This is a genomic window from Tistrella arctica, assembly GCF_039630945.1.
Classification (GTDB): domain Bacteria; phylum Pseudomonadota; class Alphaproteobacteria; order Tistrellales; family Tistrellaceae; genus Tistrella; species Tistrella bauzanensis.
Genome location: NZ_JBBKTV010000007.1, coordinates 265,826 through 282,471, shown reverse-complemented (window position 1 = coordinate 282,471; position 16,646 = coordinate 265,826). Strand labels below are relative to the sequence as shown.

Below are 16,646 nucleotides of genomic sequence, written 5' to 3'. Positions count from 1 at the left end.
CCGCGATCGGGTTATGGTGCCGACACGGCCGACGCGGTCATCTGCGCCATGCCCCGGCCTTACCGACGCGATGTGACGGCCCCACCCTATGTGACGACAATGACGAGGATGCCCCATGGCCAGTACTGATGGCGCCGCCCCGGCAGCCAGCGAAACGGCGACCAGCGACTTCGTGCTCAATCAGACCATGCTGCGGGTGCGCGACCCTGAACGGTCGGTGGCCTTCTATGGCGAAGTTCTGGGCATGCGCCTGCTGCGGCGCTTCGACTTTCCCGAGATGAAATTCTCGCTCTACTTCATGGGCTATATGGGTGCCGACGATGCGCCGGTGCCGGAAGATCCGCGCGCCGCCGCGGAATGGGTGTTCCGGCAGAAGGGCGTTCTGGAGCTGACCCATAACTGGGGCACGGAAACCGATCCCGATTTCGCCGGCTATCACAACGGCAATGCCGAGCCGCGCGGCTTCGGCCATATCGGCATCACCGTGCCCGATGTCGAGGCCGCCTGCACGCGCTTCGCGGCCCTGGGCGTCAGCTTCGTGAAACGGCCCGACGAGGGCCGGATGAAGGGGCTCGCCTTCATCCGCGACCCCGACGGCTATTGGATCGAGATTCTGTCGGCCGGCGGCCTCGCCGCGCTGATCGTGCCGTAACCATACGATGACGACAGGCCGATGGCGGCCGGTTCAGCCGGCATCGGCCTCGCCGCCTGCCTTGCGATAGGAAAAGGTCTCGTCGAAACGCGACAGGATATAGGCGCCCGAGGTGACGGTGGGATAGCGTGCCGGGCGCGCATGCGTGACGCAGGTCTCCAGCACCTCGATCGGGGTGTCGTAATCGGGGCCGAAGAAGAACGGGATCGAATAGCGCTCGCGCCCTGAGCGGTTGATCGCCCGATGCACGGTCGAGGCGAAGACGTCATTGGTCCAGCGCGCCATCTGGTCGCCGACATTGACGATGAAGGTGCCGGGGATCGGCGGTGCCTCGATCCACTCGCCGGCGCCGTTGACCACCTGAAGCGCCGAGATGGCGGCCTGCTGGTTCAGAATGGTGAAGCATTCATAATCCGAATGCGCGCCGATGCCGATCTGGCTCTCGTCGACCGGCCCGTCCTGGCTGGGATAATGCAGCACGCGCAACTGCGCCATCGGCTTGCCGATCAGGGGCTCGAAGTGATCCTCGGGCAAGCCCAGCGCCAGGGCGAAGCCGCGGAAGATCCGGCGGCCAAACCCGTACATCTGGGCGTAATAGGCCTCCATGGCCGGGCGGAAGCCATCGAGCTCCGGCCAGACATTCGGCCCGTACATCGATTTGCCGGCCAGCACGTCCGGATCGTCCGCCGGCACCTCCAGCGCCATGTCGAAGGCTTCGTGCACATCGCCGCGCGCGGTGGGATCGGTGTTTTCCTCAAGCAGCGGCACATAGCCGCGATGATTGGTCGATTTGCGGATATGGATCTGCATCTTCCGATCCATCGGCAGCGCGAAGAAATCGCGGGCCGCCGCATAGGTCGCCTCGATCGCCGCCGGATCGACCCCATGGTTGCGGACATAGAAAAAGCCGACGCGGGTGCAGGCATCGCGCACCGCATCTCCCACCGCCATCCGCTCGGCGGCGCTGGCTGCCGGATCGACCAGCGCCTGAAAGTCGATCACCGGAATATCGGTGAAGGCGAGGCTGCGGGCGGCAAGCCCGGTTGCGACGAGTTCGCGCGGCCCGTTGCCGGTTTGAACCACGGCCATGGTCTGGGGTCTCCGTTCGGCTGTCGGTGAAGATGGCCCGCCGGAGCGGGCGACGCTGCTGCCAGCATGAAGCGGGCGCCAGCAAGAAGCGGACCACAGCGACAGACGGCCGACCATGCTGCCGTGGGGTGGCAGCAAATTCCGACCAATTGGTCAAAATATAGACAACATTCGCCGTCTGTTCATAAATTATGCACACATGGCGATGCAGCGGCCCCCGGTTCGGGCAGCGAGCAGTTCATCTGCGGCCATCGGGCAGAGCGGCACGGGGCTTGCTTTACCGATGCCCCAGCACGCACCCCCTCGGCTCTGAAGGACCGCCACACCATGGCCATTTCGCGCCTCGCCCGCCGGCTCGGCATGTTCGCCGGCGTCACCGCCATCATCGCCGCCACGGCGTTCACCGCCCCCGCCGTCCGCGCCGCCGACGAGGCCGTGCGCGTGGCCGCGGTTCTGCCCGGCAGCATCCGTGATCAGGCCTGGAACCAGAGCGCCTATGAAGGGCTGATGAAGGCCAAGGAGACCATGGGCCTGGATGTCGCCTATGCCGAGGGCGTGGCGGAACCCGACCAGTTGTCGGCGATGCGCGACTTCGCGCGTCGCGGCTATGGCGTGGTCATCGGCCATGGCGGCGAATTCCAGGACCCCGCCGAAAAGCTGGCCCGCCAGTTCAAGGACACGCTGTTCGTGGTGTCGTCGGGTGCGGAAGCCGGCGGCAATGTCGCCACGATCAATTTCGACTACACCCAGCTTGGCTATGTGCTGGGCTATATGGCGGCGAAACTCTCCACCAGCGGCACGATCGGCTGGCTGGGCGCCACCGAGATCAAGTTCTCGACCGAACTGGTCGATGGCTACACCAAAGGCGCCGAGGCCGGCCGGCCGGGCACGAAGGTGCTGGTCACCTATATGGGCGACTGGAACGATGTCGCGAAGGGCAAAGAAGCCGCCAGCGCCCAGATCTCGCAGGGCGCCGACGTGATCTTTCCGACCATGGACCTTGCCTCCAACGGCGCGCTGACCGCCGCCAAGGAAGCCGGCATCAAGGCCTTCGGCATCTATTACGACGCCATCGTCGATTGGCCGGATACGGTGGTGCAGTCGGTGATCATGGATGTGAACGCGGCACTGGTGCATTTCCTGGAAGACGCCAAGGCCGGCCAGGCCGGCGGCAAGGCCTATGTCTATGGCCTGGATACGCCCGACGCCGCCCGTTTCGGCAGCTTCCATGCCGATGTGCCGGCCGAGGTGAAGGCTGATGTCGATCAGCTGATCAGCGATCTGGCCAGCGGCAAGCGCAAGATCTGAGCGATACGGCCACCAGCCACAGCCCCCTCATCGATACAAGGACCAGACCGACCATGCCGCGCCTGACGCTCGACGGCATCGCCAAGAGCTTTGGTGGTGTTCCGGCCCTGGCCGACGTCACCCTGGATATCGCCCCCGGCACCGTACATGCGGTGCTGGGGGAGAACGGCGCCGGCAAGTCGACGCTGATGAACATCCTGTCGGGGCTGTATCGCCCCGACGCGGGCACGGTGCGCCTGGATGGCCGGGTGGTGCCGCCGGGCGACCCGAAGCTGGCGCTGGATCATGGCTTCGGCATGATCCACCAGCACCTCACCCTGGTTGATCGCTTCACCGGTGCCGAGAACATCGCACTGGCGACCGGCGGCGGCGTGGGCACCGGCGTGATCGCCGCTGCCGCGGCCGGCCGGGCGCTGGCCCGCGATCTGGGCTTCACGGTCGATCTGGACCGGCGGATCGAAGAGATGCCCCCCGGCATGCGCCAGCGGGTCGAGATTCTGAAGGTGCTGGTGCGCGGTGCCACGATCGTGGTTCTGGATGAACCGACCAGCGTGCTGACGCCGGCCGAGGCGTCCAGCCTGATGGCGGCCCTGCGGCGGCTGGCGGCTGCCGGGCGCACGGTGCTGCTGGTCACCCACAAACTGGCCGAGGTGTTTGCCGCCGCCGATGCGGTGACCGTGCTGCGCCGTGGCCGGCTGGTGGCGACCCTGCCGATCGCCGCCATCGATGCCGATGGGCTGGCGGCACTGATGGTCGGACCGGGTGAGGCGGCGATGCCGGCACCGGCGGCAGGGGCCGAGGTGATGCCGGCCCCCGCCGCCGGCCATGACAATGCGGTTCCCGTGCTGGAGGTGGCGGCGCTGGATGTCGACGACGACGCCGGCCGGCCGGCCGTGCGTGGTGTGTCGTTCCGCATCCATGAAGGTGAGGTGCTGGGCATCGCCGGCGTCGACGGCAATGGTCAGGCCGAGCTTGCCGAGGCCCTGGCAGGCTTGCGCCGGCCGCGTAGCGGCGACGTTCTGGTCGACGGGGTCACCGTGGAACCCAGCCGGCCGCGGCAGCGACTGGCGCGCCACCGGGTCGCCTATGTGCCCCGCGACCGCCATCATGCCGGGCTGGTGCTCGACATGGATGGCAGCCGCAACCTGATCCTGCGCGATGTCGACCGCCCGCCGGTGCGACGGCGGTTCGGCATCATCGACCGGGCGCTGGCCGCGGCACGCCTGGCCCGCGCCGTGGCGGATTTCGATGTGCGCGGCGCCGTGAACGGCCCGGTCCGGGCCCTGTCGGGCGGCAACCAGCAGAAGCTGGTTCTGGCGCGGGAACTTGGCCATCAGCCCCGATTGCTGATCGCGGAACAACCGACCAAGGGTCTGGACGTGGCCGCAACCGCCTTCGTTCAGCGCAAGGTTCTGGCCCTGACCTCGACGGGGGCCGCCGTTCTGTATATCTCGACCGAGTTGGATGAACTGCGCATGGTTGCCGATCGGATCGCGGTGATGAGCGGTGGCCGGATCACCGGCATCCTGTCGCGTGATCAGGCCGATCCACAAAGCCTGGGCCGGCTGATGGGCGGTATCGATCGCCCATCCACCGACGACACGGCCGGAGCGGCGGCATGAGGGTGGATCTGCGACGGCTCGCGGCCGGGCCGGCGGTGCCGGTCGGCGCGGTGGCTCTGGCACTGGCGGTGGGTGGCCTGCTGATCGCGGCCACCGGCGGCGATCCGATCGAACTGGGTGGCCAGATCGTCGACCGCGTGCTTCTGGATTACTGGGGCATCTCGGATCTGCTGGCGCGGATGGCGCCGCTGCTGCTGGCCGGCATCGCCGTCGCCATTCCCTTGCGCGCCGGGCTCTATAATGTCGGCGCCGAAGGCCAGATCTATATGGGCGGGCTGTTTGCCACCGTGGTTGCCCTGCGCATGCCCGACGATGCCAATGGCCTGCTGGCGATCGCGGCCGCGACCCTGGCCGGCGCGCTTGGCGGGGCGCTGTGGGCCGGCATTGCCGGCGTGCTGAAGGCGCGGCGCGGCATCGACGAGGTGGTGACCACCCTGCTGATGAATTATGTGGCCCTGAACCTGATCAGCTATGCCGCCAGCGGCCCGTTGAAGGCGCCCGGCGCTCCCTATCCCTATTCGCCCGAGGTGCCGGAAATCGTGCGTCTGCCCCTGATGATGGCCGATACCGAGGCCCATATCGGCCTGCTGGTCGGGCTGGCGCTGGCGGTGATCGCGCGCATCGCGCTGGCGCGCACCGCCTGGGGCTTCGGGGTCGAGGTGGCCGGCAAGGCGCCGGGTGCGGCGCATTACGCCGGCATCGCGGTCGGCCGCACCACGATCATCGCCTTCGCTCTGGGCGGGGCCGCCGCCGGGCTTGCCGGCGCCTTCGAGGTGATCGGCCTGAAGCACCGGCTGTTCGCGGGCTTTGCCTCGGGCTATGGCTATGACGGCCTGGTGGTGGCCTTCCTGGCCGGCGGCGACCCGGTGTGGTCGATGGTGGCGGCCGCGTTCATGGCCCTGTTGCGCACCGCGGTGACGACGTTGAAGAGCGCCGGGCTGGATGCCACCGCCGTCACCATCGTCCAGGGCCTGATCGTACTGTTCGCGGCATCCGGACTGGCGCTTCAGCGCCGTGGTGCCTTCGACCGGCTGTTCGCCCGCACGCGACCCCCGGCTTCAGCCTCGGCAACGGTGCAGCCATGATCGATCTGTTCACCGACCCCGCGGCCCTGGCCGATCTGTTCGCCACCATGCTCCGGTTGTCGGTGCCGCTGGTTTTCGCCGCCGTGGGCGGTGTGTTCTCGGAACGCGCCGGCGTGGTCAATATCAGCCTGGAAGGCTCGATGATCCTGGGCGCCTTCGGCGCCTCATGGGGGGCGATCGCCGGCGGCTCGGCCGGGTATGGCGTGGTGGCCGGCGCCCTGGCCGGCGGCCTGCTGGGCGCGGGGTTCGGTATCGCCACGGTCTATGCCGGCGCCAACCAGATCGTCGCCGGCATCGGCGCCAATCTTCTGGGCCTGGGGGTCGCATCCTTCCTGCACCGGCTGACCGCGACCGGCCGCGCGGCCGAAAACCGGGTGCCGGGATTTGCCGACATCACCATCCCGGGTCTCGCCGACATCCCGATCGTCGGCAAGGCGCTGTTCGCGACCGATCCCATGACCTGGGCCGCCATTCTGGCGGTGCCGCTGGCAGCCCTGATTCTGGCCCGCACCGGACTTGGCCTCCGGCTGAAGGCGGTGGGCGAGAACCCGCGCGCGGCCGATGTCGCGGGCCTGTCGGTCAGGCTCCACCGGCTGGGCGCCGTCACCCTCTGCGGCATGCTGGCCGGATTGGGCGGCGCCGTGCTGGTGCTGTCGCAAGTGTTTCTGTTCACCGAGGGCATGACCGCCGGCAAGGGCTTCATCGCGGTGGCGGCGGTCATTCTGGGGCGCTGGTCGCCGATCGGCGCCGCCGCCGCCTGCCTGCTGTTCGGGCTGTCGGATGCGATCCAGTTGCGGCTGCAATTCGCCAACACCGATGTGCCGTACCAGTTGTTCGTGGTGCTGCCTTATCTCGCGGCCATCCTGACCCTGGTGGGCCTGGTCGGACGCAGCCGCGCGCCACAGGCCTCAGGCCAGTTCTATCGACGGGAGAGCCGTTGAGCCGATGGACGCGACCCGCATCCCCGCCCTGTCACCGCAGCCGCGCCGCCACCGTGCATCCGATGAACGCATCGACCGCATACTGACCGCGGCGGTGGCGGTCTTCTCCCGCGTCGGGCTCGACGGCGCGCGGATCGAGGGCATCGCCCGCGAGGCCGGCATGTCCAAGACCAACCTGCTCTATTACTTTCCGACCAAGGAGCGGCTGTATACGGCGGCGCTCGACCGGGTGCTGAACCGCTGGCTGGAGCCGCTGCGCGAGATCGATGCCGCCGACGAACCGCTGGCGGCGATCCGCGGCTATGTGCTTGAAAAGCTGGTCTGGTCCAGGCGTGATCCGGCGGCATCGCGGCTGTTCGCGATGGAGATGCTGCGCGGTGCGCCGCTGCTCCGGCCAATTCTGGACGGAGCGTTGAAGGATCTGGTCGACGACAAGGCCCGGGTGATCGACGCCTGGGTCGCCAGCGGCCGCATGGCGCCGGTCGACCCACAACACCTGATCTTCGCGATCTGGGCCACCACCCAGCATTACGCCGACTTCGCGGTGCAGGTCGAAGCGGTGTCAGGCGGCGGCACGCTCGATGACCCCGCCTTCGCCGCCCGCACCGCCGATAGCCTGACCCGGCTGCTGCTCGACGGGATCAGACCGCGGGGCTGATGGCGCCCACCGCCCGGCGCAGCACCGCGAACACCGCCTCGGGGGTTTCGTGCAGCATCATGTGGCCGGCGCCCTCGATCGCGGTCACCTCGGCATGGCGCAGACCCTCGGCCAATGCCCTGCCCTGTTTGGCGCGGGTCATCTTGTCGGCTTCGCCCACCACCACGTCGACCGGCACCGACAAAGCCGCTGCAAGGTTGAGCGTGCTGCCGAAGCTGTCGCAGGCCGTGAGGTCGGCAAACAGCACACCCGCCGGGGTGTCGGCGCCATTGGCCCGCGCTTCCGCGCAATATGGGCCATCCGGAATGCCGTAGGACCACTTGTTCATCAGCCCCTGCGCCGCGGCCGGGTCGGTGCGGGTCTGTTCGAGCAGATCGGGATTGACCGCGATCTGATCGGCCGGCGCCAGCAGCACCAGCCGCTCCACGCGGGTCTCGTCATCGCCAGACAGCAGAAGAGCGGTCTCCATCGCGATCAGCGTGCCCATGCTGTGGCCTGCCAGCACACAGCGCCGCACACCGGCCGCCTTCAGCGCCGCCACGATCCAGGCGGCGCTGTCGCTGATCCGGATCAGAGGCTCGCCCTCGCTGCCCTGGCGGCCGGGCAGATCGAAGGCGATGATCGGCAACGGGATGCCGGCATGGTCGAAGACCGGGCGCCAGAAGCGCCGATCCAACCCGGCGCCATGCAGCAGCACCAGAACCGGACCCTCGCTGGCCGAGGGATCGCCCTGCACCCGCGCCGTGGCGGGGTTGCCATTGACCATATAGACATGCGGGTCGGTGCCGGTCGTGGGGATATCGGTCGACATGGGATCGGGGGCTCCGGAGCTCATGGATCGGCGCGCGGCCGGTTTTCTGGGGGTGGGGTGGATCAGCGGGCGGTCCAGGCGCCATCGACCGGCAGGCTGATGCCGGTGATGTTGTCGGCGGCCGGGCTGCACAGGAAAACCGCGACGCCACCAAGCTGTTCCGGCGTGGTGAAGCGCAGCGTCGGCTGCTTTTCGGCCAGCAGGTCGCGGCTGGCTTCCTCGATGTCGATGCCGCCTTCCTTGGCCTTGGCCTCGATCTGGCGTTCCACCAGCGGCGTGCGCACCCAGCCCGGGCAGATGGCATTGCAGGTGACACCGCTTTCGGCGGTCTCAAGTGCCGCCACCTTGGTCAACCCGACGATGCCGTGCTTGGCCGCCACATAGGCCGATTTCTCGGCCGACGCCACCAGACCATGGGCCGAGGCGATGTTGAGGATCCGCCCCCAGCCCCTGGCCTTCATCCCCGGCAGCGCCAGCCGGCTGGTATGGAAGGCGGAGCTGAGATTGATGGCGATGATCCGGTCCCACTGGGCGACCGGGAAATCCTCGATCTTGTCGACATGCTGAATGCCGGCATTGTTGACCAGAATATCGACACCCTTGGGCGCCGCGTTCGCGAACAGCGCCTCGATCTGATCGGGCTTGCTCATATCGGCGCCGTCATAGACCACCGCGACGCCGCAGGTCCGGGCGATCTCGGCGACCAGGGCCTCGATCTCCGCCGCGTCGCCGAAGCCATTCAGGATCAGGTCGCAGCCTTCGGCGGCCAGCGAGCGGGCGATCGCCAGGCCGATGCCACTGGTCGATCCCGTGACCAGGGCGGTCTTTCCCTTGAGCATCATGACGAAACGGCTCCTTTGTGCTCGGACGGGGCGGCCCCGTCGACCGGATGCCCCCCCTTGGGACGTGATGACCCTGTCATGCGGACCGGTGCTCCGCAGGGTGACGCGGCATCCGGCCGCGCCGCAGGCTCAACCCGTGCCGCAGTCTAGCGCTGCCCGCCCGGCCACGGCCAGCGTGAAGCCGCGTATCGCCTGCTGCGGCGTACGCCCCGCCCCGATGATGTGAGCATGCGCACAAATTCCAAATCATGTTTAAAATGTCTTTAGATATGCGAATTTTGTCCGAAGATTTCGCACATCGGGACCAAAATTATAATTGCCTTGCGCGTGATACATCTTCGGTTAACCATCTTCAGCAATGGGGCCGGATAATGCGACGTCAGATCACATGCCGAAAAGATGCCCCAGCGAGCGGATGCCCGATCCACCGGCCACGATCCATCGGCCGATGCGGGACGGGTATGTCAGTGAACCGGGCGGCAGCAAGCGACCCGGACACGACAGGCGGAGCGCCGGGCCTTCCTCAGGCCCGGGCTCAGGGAGGAGATCCAGAGGATGACCAACCAGAACCACACCACCTTGCACCGCGGCCTGACCACAATGGCCGCGGCAGCCATGTCCTGCCTGATCGGCGGCGCAGCGCTTGCCGCCGACGACTGGACCAAGTCGAAATGGGGCCCGGACGACCAGATCGGCGCCGCCAACAATCTCAGCGCCGAAAAGGTGCTGGAAGCCTCGAAGCTGATCACCACCGGCAAGACCTACGCGCTTGGCATCGAGACCAACAGCCAGACCCCGGCCTATGCGCCCCGCAGCTTCAAGATCTATGTCGTCCAGCCCGGCCAGGTGCAGGGCGGCAGCCTGGGCAGCACCAAGACCACCTATAACGACGACATCATCGAAGGCTGGCTGGGCATCGGCAGCCAGATCGACGGGCTGGGTCATATCGGCATCGATGGCATCTATTACAATGGCAATCACGCCAAGGACTTCGTCGACATGTCCGGCCTGAAGAAGCTGGGTATCGAGAAGGTGCCGCCGATCACCACCCGCGGCGTCATGCTCGACATGGCGGCCCATTACGGCACCGATGTCGTCAAGGAAGGCACCGCCTTCAACAAGGCCGAGATCGAGGCGGTGGCGCAGAAGCAGGGCGTCGAGATCCGTAAGGGCGACGTGGTGCTGTTCAACACCGGCTGGATCAGCCTGATCGGCCAGGACGACAAGCGCTATGGCTCGGTCGAACCCGGCCTTGGCGTTGAAGGTGCCCGCTATCTGGCCGAAAAGGGCGTGGTGGCCGTGGGTGCCGACAGCTGGGCGCTGGAGGTGATCCCCTTCGAGCCGGGCACCGGCGTGTTCGAGGTGCACCAGGTTCTGCTGGCGCAGAACGGCATCTATATCCTTGAGAACATGAACACGGCCGAACTCGCCAAGGACAAGGCTTATGAGTTCATGTTCGTGCTGGGCCAGCCCCGCTATACCGGCGCGGTTCAGGCGATCATCAATCCGGTCGCCATCCGCTGACGGAGCAGGCTTTGCATTGAAAACAGGGCTTGCCGTCCGGTGATGGCAGCACGCGGGATGGCATCCGGCACGGGCGGGCACTCTTCCAGCTCCCGGCCCGTCCGTGCCCGCCTTGGGGACGGCGCAATCGGCGACCCGGCGCCGGGCGCCGTCCTCTCTGTTGGCGCGGCCGCCGCACGGGCGTGCCGGCGGATCAGCGCGGCAGGATCCGGCAGGTGCCGGCGATCAGATCCACCACCATGCCCTCGCGCGCCACCAGCGCGCCCGGCCACATGGCTTGGGCATCGGCGCCCACCCGGTCCATGAAATCGTCTTCGTGGTCGGGATCGTGGTGAAAGATCGCCAGTCTGCGGGCACCGGCATGGCGGGCCAGCCGCACACCTTCCTGCCAGGTGGAATGACCCCAGCCGACTTTCCCCAGAAATTCGGCGTCGGTATAGGTGCTGTCGTAAATCGCCAGATCCACGCCGTCCATCAGCGCCAGCACGTTTTCATCGGGGGCGCCGGGGCAATGCTCGGTATCGGTGATATAGGCGACCGAATGGCCGGCGTGGTCGACGCGATAGCCGGTGGCGCCGTCGGGATGGTTCAGCGGCAGGGTCCGCACCCGGATATCGGGGCCCAGCATCAGCGTATCGCCGGCGGCGAAGTCATCGAAGGTCATATCGGCATTCATGGCGGCCAGCGGCACCGGAAAGGTCGGCGACTGCATCTGCCGGTCGATCACACGCCGGATGCCGCCGGTGGCGATCAGATGGCCCGCCAGCACCTCGAAGCGGTTGCCGCGACGGAATGCCGGCGAAAAGAACGGAAACCCGACGATATGGTCCCAATGGGTATGCGACAGCAGCAGGGTCGCCGTGCGGATGCCAGCCATGTTCATCTGATGGCCGAGATCACGCAGACCCGTGCCTGCATCGAATATGAGTTGGCGGTCACCGCATGTGACCGCCACACACGACGTATTTCCGCCATACCGCATATGGCGCGGGGTCGGGCAGGCTATGCTGCCGCGAACACCCCAGAAGGCGACGGAGAAGGTCATCATGCGCCCGTTCGTCGTGATCCACCGGTGCTGCCCTGAACGGTAGTCTGTGGAAGCGCCGACGGCAAGATGTGCGCAGTTTGCATCATGCACTGGAAGCGGGCACACTGCCCGGCGGGGAGTATGCATGACCGCGGCCAATAGACGCAGCGGCTGCACGGGCAGGGACAGATCGCGTGAGCACCCAAGGCGGACCGGCCATGCCGGAACCGCACGGGGCGGCGTCGCCGTTTTGTCACCAAGATCGTGGACACTCGCGGGGTCAGACAGGAGAGGCCGCTCCACTTGGCGGATAAGGGATTGGTAAACAAGCAGGAATTCTGGGTTAAGTTCTGGGGCGTGCGCGGCAGCATCGCCTGCCCCGGCCCATCGACCGTGCGCTATGGCGGTAACACGTCTTGCCTTGAGATGAGGTGCGGCGAAAAGCGGCTCATCTTCGATGCCGGGACCGGTCTCAGGGTTCTGGACGAGAGCCTGCGCCTGACGGTGCCGGTCGAGGCCGATCTGTTCCTGACCCATACCCATTTCGACCATATCTGCGGCTTTCCGTTTTTCTCCACCGCCTTCGACCCGCGCAACACCTATCGGATGTGGGCGGGCCATCTGAAGCCGGAACGGGGCCTGCGCGACCTGCTGTGCACCTTGATGAGCGACCCGGTGTTTCCGGTACCGGTCGAGATCATGAAGGCGGATATGAGTTTCCGCGACTTCCTGCCCGGCGACGTCCTTGAGCCGCATCCCGGCATCCGGATCCGGACCGCCCTGCTCAACCACCCGCAGCGTGCGGTGGGCTATCGGGTGGAATTCGACGGCCGGTCGATCTGCTATATCACCGACACCGAGCACCCGGTCGAGGGGGTCGATCCGCGGGTCGCCGAGCTGGTGGCCGGTGCCGACATCATGATCTACGACGCGATGTTCACCGACGCCGAATATCCGGCCCGCGTCGGCTGGGGGCATTCCACCTGGCAGGCCGGAATGCGGCTTGCCGATGCCGCCGGCGTGAAGACCTATGTGGTCTTCCATCACGATCCCGCCCATGACGACACGATCATGGACGGCATCGCGGCCGAGGTCGCCGAAGGCCGGCCCGGCAGCGTGGTCGCGCGTGAGGGCATGGTTCTGGAACCGTGATCCGCCGTCGCGGTCGAGCGGACCGGATGGCGGCGGGGCCGGAACACTTCACCTCGCCGCCGTTTCAGGTCATGCTCCCCCCCGACTGCCCCGCCAGGATCGCCCGCCTTCAGACACGGCCGGCCTGGCAGGGACCACGATGGCCAAGGCCGTCGCAGGACAAGACGGAGACGTCCGCATGACCAGCCTTCCCGAGACCATGACCGCCATCGAAATCTCGACCCCCGGCGGACCCGAGGTTCTGAAACCCGCCACCCGGCCGGTGCCGCAGCCCGGGGCCGGCGAGGTGCTGATCCGTATCGCCGCCGCCGGCGTCAACAAGCCCGATGCGCTGCAGCGCCAGGGCAATTATCCGCCGCCGCCCGGCGCCTCCGACATTCCGGGGCTTGAGGTATCGGGCGTGGTGGTGGCCACCGGCCGCGACGTCACCCGCCTGACGGTCGGCGACCGGGTCTGTGCCCTGGTCACCGGTGGCGGCTATGCCGAGTATGTCGCGGCCCCGCAGGAACAGTGCCTGCCGGTGCCTGAGGGCTTCGATCTGGTCCGCGCCGCCGCCCTGCCCGAGACCTATTTCACCGTCTGGACCAATGTCTTCGACCGCGGCGCGCTGAAGGCCGGTGAACGGCTGCTGGTGCATGGCGGGTCGAGCGGCATCGGCACCACCGCCATCCAGCTCGCCCGCGCGCTGGGGGCCACGGTCTATGCCACCGCCGGCACCGACGACAAGTGCCGGGCCTGCGAGGATCTGGGGGCCACACTGGCGGTTAATTACCGCGCGGCCGACTTCAAGGACGCGATCGTGGCCGCAACCGCGGGCGACCCCGGCGTCGACGTCATCCTGGACATGGTCGGCGGCCCCTATCTGGCCCGCAATCTGGAGCTTCTGCGCCGCGACGGCCGGCTGGTCTATATCGCCTTCCTGCAGGGACCGAAGACCGATATCGACCTCAGGCCGATCATGATGAAGCGGCTGACCATCACCGGATCCACTTTGCGCGCCCGGCCGGTGGCCGAGAAGGCGGCAATCGCCGATGCGCTGCTGGAAACCGTGTGGCCGCTGCTGGGGGCCGGCACGATCGGCCCGGTGATCGACACCATCCTGCCGCTCGCCCAGGCCGCCGATGCCCATGCCCGGCTGGAATCCAGCGACCATATCGGCAAGATCGTGCTGAAGGTGGCCGATCTTTAAGCCCCGATCCGTTGCGGTGACAGTGCCCGGCCGGCCGGCCGTCGAAAGACGGCGGCCAGTCGGCCCTTGCCTGTCGCGCGGCTTTCGTTTAAAGCCGGTGCTTCGCTATAGTCATCGGCATGACCGCCGCCGGGGCCCGGCCCCCAAGCGCCTGACCCTGAGCGGTTGCCCGAACGAGTTCGAACGAGGAGCGACATGGCTGGTCCCCTGATGCCGAAGGCCACTGCCGTCTGGCTGGTCGAGAACACCGCCCTCACCTTCGACCAGATCGCCGAGTTTTGCAGCCTTCATCCGCTGGAGGTGCAGGGCATCGCCGACGGCGAGGTCGCGACCGGCATCGTCGGTCAGGATCCGATCAAGAGCGGCCAGTTGAGCCCTGAGGAAGTCGCGCGCTGCGAGCGTGATCCGAAGGCCCGGCTGAAGCTGCGTGAACCCACGGTGCCACTGATGCGCCGCACCAAGGGCCCCCGCTATACCCCGGTCGCCAAGCGCCAGGAGCGGCCGGATGCGCTGGCCTTCCTGCTCAAGAACCATCCTGAGCTGGACGACGTGCAGATCTGCAAGCTGCTGGGCACCACCAAGCAGACGGTGAACGCGGTGCGCAACCGCACCCATTGGAACAGCGCGAACATCAAACCGCGCGATCCGGTGCTGCTGGGCCTGTGCACCCAGACCGACCTGAACCGCGAACTGGCGATCAAGCGGCTGAACCGCGACCCCAACGAAGCCCCGCCACAGCCGGTGCATTTCGACGAGGACGACGACAGCGCCAACGACGACTACTGATCGCCCCGCACGGCACGACGGGCCGATGCGGCGCGGCAGACAGATCAAAAGGCGGTATCCCCAGGGATGCCGCCTTTTTCTTTGCCCGCCAGCCCGCCATGCGCAGGGTTGATTGTCATGTTTGACAAGAATGACCGCGACGCCCTATCCTGTCACAGATGACAATTTATGGTGGGAGAGGCCCTGATGGGACGTCCTTCGGTGGCGGAAGAGCGCCGGGAAGCCATCCTGTCGGCCTTCGAGGCCTGCGTGGCGCGAAAAGGGCTGGCCGAGACGACGCTGGCCGATGTCGCCGCCGAGGCCGGCCAGCCGCGGCCGCTGGTGCGGTATTTCATCGGCAACCGCGACGCCATGGTCGGTTGTCTGATCGACCGCCTGCTGGCGCGGGGCGAGGCCCAAATGGCCCTGGTGCGCGAGGGTGCGGCCGCCGGCACGCCCGATGATCTGGCCGACCTGCTGTTCGATCGGATCTTCGCCGACAAGACCACCAACATGGTGATCATGGATCTGTGGCACCTGTCGCTGCGCGACGAGGCGCTGCGCGTGCGGCTGGGCACGATCTATCGCCGGCTGGTCGACCATGTGGCGCAGGCGATCGCGCGCGACATGGCGCCGTCCGGCCCAGCCCCTGCCTTCGATACGGCCTTTGCCGCCGTCTCGCTTGCCTTCGGCACGTCCTTCTTCAATCGACTGGGGCTGACGCCCATCGATCCGGAGCGCCTGCGCAACCGGATCGCCGGGATGCTCAGCCCCGCCCCGCCGTCTCCCCTCCGGCCCACCATGCCCGCGAAAGACCAGCGCATGACCGATCAACCCACGGCCGCCATCGAAGATTTCAAGCTGTTCAGCGGCGCCCCTCAGCACGAGAACTTTCCGCGGCTGAAAGACCGGCTGCCGGCAACGACCATGGCCCCCGCGGCCACGCCGTTCGTGTTTCCCGAAGGCCCGGCGATCACGCTGCCGGCCACCCATGACTTCGACGGGGAGGCGCTATCTTTCGAGGGCTTCTTCGCCGACACCGACACCGCCGCCCTGCTGGTGCTGAAGGACGGCATGGTGCGCCATGAACGCTATGCGCTGACCGGCGGGCGCGACGTTCAGTGGATCTCGTGGTCGGTGGCGAAAAGCTTCGTGTCGGCCATGGTCGGCATCGCCATCGCCGAGGGCCATATCGGCGGGGTCGACGAGCCGATCAGCGATTACGTGCCGGTGATGCCCGGCTCGGCCTATGACGGCGTTTCGATCCGCCATGTGTTGCAGATGTCGTCGGGTGCGCGCTGGAACGAGGACTACAATGACAATCAGTCGGACGTTCATCGCCTGGGTGCGGCGATGAGCGGCGACGGCTCGCTCGACCGCTTCGTGGCCGAGATGGTGGCCGAGAACCCGCCCGGCACCATCTGCCGCTATAATTCCGGCGACACCCAGGCGCTGGGTGCGCTGCTGATCCGCGCCACCGGCCGCTCGATCACCGATTACATGCGGGAAAAGCTGGTCGAGCCGCTGGGCATGACCCATGCCGGCCACTGGCTGATCGATCCGGCCGGCGTCGAGATGGCCTTTGCCGGCCTGAACCTGACCGCGCGGGATTTCGCCCGGCTGGGCGAGTTGTACCGCAATGACGGTGTCTGGCAGGGCCGGCAGATCGTGCCCGCCGATTGGGTGCGCGCCTCGGTGACTGTTACGGCCCCGCATCTGGCGCCGGGCCGGCCGCATATCGCCAGCGGCACGTCCGGGCATGGATATGGCTATCAATGGTGGCTGCCGGCGGGCGACCGGGGCGAATTCAGCGCCACCGGCATCTATAACCAGTTCGTCTATGTCGACCCGTCACGCGGCGTGACCATCGTCAAGCTGTCGGCCAACCGCCGCTATGGCACCAGCATGGACGAGGCCACCAATCGCGGCATGGAGACGATCGCCTGGCTGCGGGCGATCGCCGCCAGCCTGGACTGATACC

15 protein-coding genes are annotated in these 16,646 nt (G+C 67.2%); 11 read left to right on the top strand and 4 right to left on the bottom strand.

All coding sequences use genetic code 11. The annotated features are described in order from the left end of the window. Positions 1-115: 115 nt before the first annotated feature. Complete coding sequence (gloA, locus tag WG924_RS17510; RefSeq protein ID WP_345934387.1) at positions 116-652, top strand: lactoylglutathione lyase; 537 nt, start codon at positions 116-118, stop codon at positions 650-652. A gap of 33 nt (positions 653-685) precedes the next feature. Here gloA and WG924_RS17505 read toward each other — a convergent pair whose 3' ends face one another. Further along, a complete protein-coding gene (locus WG924_RS17505) occupies positions 686-1,741 on the bottom strand; it encodes an isopenicillin N synthase family dioxygenase (RefSeq protein WP_345934386.1) in 1,056 nt (351 codons plus the stop codon). A gap of 327 nt (positions 1,742-2,068) precedes the next feature. Between WG924_RS17505 and WG924_RS17500 the strand changes: the two genes are divergently transcribed. The 5 genes from WG924_RS17500 to rutR are packed head-to-tail and all read left to right on the top strand — an operon-like array spanning position 2,069 to position 7,355. Then, complete coding sequence (locus WG924_RS17500) at positions 2,069-3,049, top strand: BMP family protein (protein ID WP_345934385.1); 981 nt, start codon at positions 2,069-2,071, stop codon at positions 3,047-3,049. A 53-nt stretch (positions 3,050-3,102) separates the two neighbouring features. Next, positions 3,103-4,671: an ABC transporter ATP-binding protein gene (locus WG924_RS17495; RefSeq protein WP_345934384.1), complete on the top strand. Its 1,569-nt coding sequence runs from the start codon at positions 3,103-3,105 to the stop codon at positions 4,669-4,671. Continuing rightward, positions 4,668-5,756: an ABC transporter permease gene (locus WG924_RS17490; protein WP_345934383.1), complete on the top strand. Its 1,089-nt coding sequence runs from the start codon at positions 4,668-4,670 to the stop codon at positions 5,754-5,756. Before WG924_RS17495 ends, WG924_RS17490 begins: the two co-directional genes overlap by 4 nt. Beyond that, complete coding sequence (locus tag WG924_RS17485) at positions 5,753-6,697, top strand: ABC transporter permease (RefSeq protein WP_345934382.1); 945 nt, start codon at positions 5,753-5,755, stop codon at positions 6,695-6,697. The genes WG924_RS17490 and WG924_RS17485 overlap by 4 nt, the downstream gene beginning before the upstream one ends. A gap of 4 nt (positions 6,698-6,701) precedes the next feature. Next, positions 6,702-7,355 (top strand): HTH-type transcriptional regulator RutR, encoded by a 654-nt coding sequence (rutR, locus tag WG924_RS17480; protein WP_345934381.1) that lies wholly within the window; start codon positions 6,702-6,704, stop codon positions 7,353-7,355. Here the strand turns inward: rutR and WG924_RS17475 are convergent. Then, a complete protein-coding gene (locus WG924_RS17475; RefSeq protein ID WP_345934380.1) occupies positions 7,339-8,166 on the bottom strand; it encodes an alpha/beta fold hydrolase in 828 nt (275 codons plus the stop codon). The two genes, rutR and WG924_RS17475, sit on opposite strands and share 17 nt — an antisense overlap. Positions 8,167-8,228: 62 nt before the next feature. Further along, positions 8,229-9,005 carry a 3-hydroxybutyrate dehydrogenase gene (locus WG924_RS17470; protein ID WP_345934552.1) on the bottom strand — a complete coding sequence of 259 codons (777 nt, stop codon included), beginning with the start codon at positions 9,003-9,005 and terminating at the stop codon, positions 8,229-8,231. Positions 9,006-9,608: 603 nt separating this feature from the next. On the opposite strand from WG924_RS17470, the gene WG924_RS17465 reads away from it, so the two are divergent. Beyond that, entirely contained in the window at positions 9,609-10,532 is a 924-nt protein-coding gene (locus WG924_RS17465; protein ID WP_345934551.1) for a cyclase family protein, read from the top strand. Positions 10,533-10,725: 193 nt separating this feature from the next. Here WG924_RS17465 and WG924_RS17460 read toward each other — a convergent pair whose 3' ends face one another. Next, the gene (locus WG924_RS17460) at positions 10,726-11,577 is read right to left on the bottom strand and encodes an MBL fold metallo-hydrolase (protein ID WP_345934550.1); all 852 of its coding nucleotides are present in this window, start codon (positions 11,575-11,577) and stop codon (positions 10,726-10,728) included. Between the two features lie 300 nt (positions 11,578-11,877). Between WG924_RS17460 and WG924_RS17455 the strand changes: the two genes are divergently transcribed. The 4 genes from WG924_RS17455 (at position 11,878) to WG924_RS17440 (ending at position 16,642) form a co-directional block, all read left to right on the top strand. Further along, entirely contained in the window at positions 11,878-12,711 is an 834-nt protein-coding gene (locus WG924_RS17455) for an MBL fold metallo-hydrolase (RefSeq protein ID WP_345934379.1), read from the top strand. A 178-nt stretch (positions 12,712-12,889) separates the two neighbouring features. Further along, positions 12,890-13,900, top strand: coding sequence for an NAD(P)H-quinone oxidoreductase (locus tag WG924_RS17450; protein WP_345934378.1), 1,011 nt, complete (start codon positions 12,890-12,892; stop codon positions 13,898-13,900). Between the two features lie 195 nt (positions 13,901-14,095). After that, positions 14,096-14,686 carry a DUF1013 domain-containing protein gene (locus WG924_RS17445; RefSeq protein WP_188575151.1) on the top strand — a complete coding sequence of 197 codons (591 nt, stop codon included), beginning with the start codon at positions 14,096-14,098 and terminating at the stop codon, positions 14,684-14,686. Between the two features lie 186 nt (positions 14,687-14,872). Continuing rightward, positions 14,873-16,642 (top strand): serine hydrolase, encoded by a 1,770-nt coding sequence (locus WG924_RS17440; RefSeq protein WP_345934377.1) that lies wholly within the window; start codon positions 14,873-14,875, stop codon positions 16,640-16,642. Positions 16,643-16,646 lie beyond the last annotated feature (4 nt).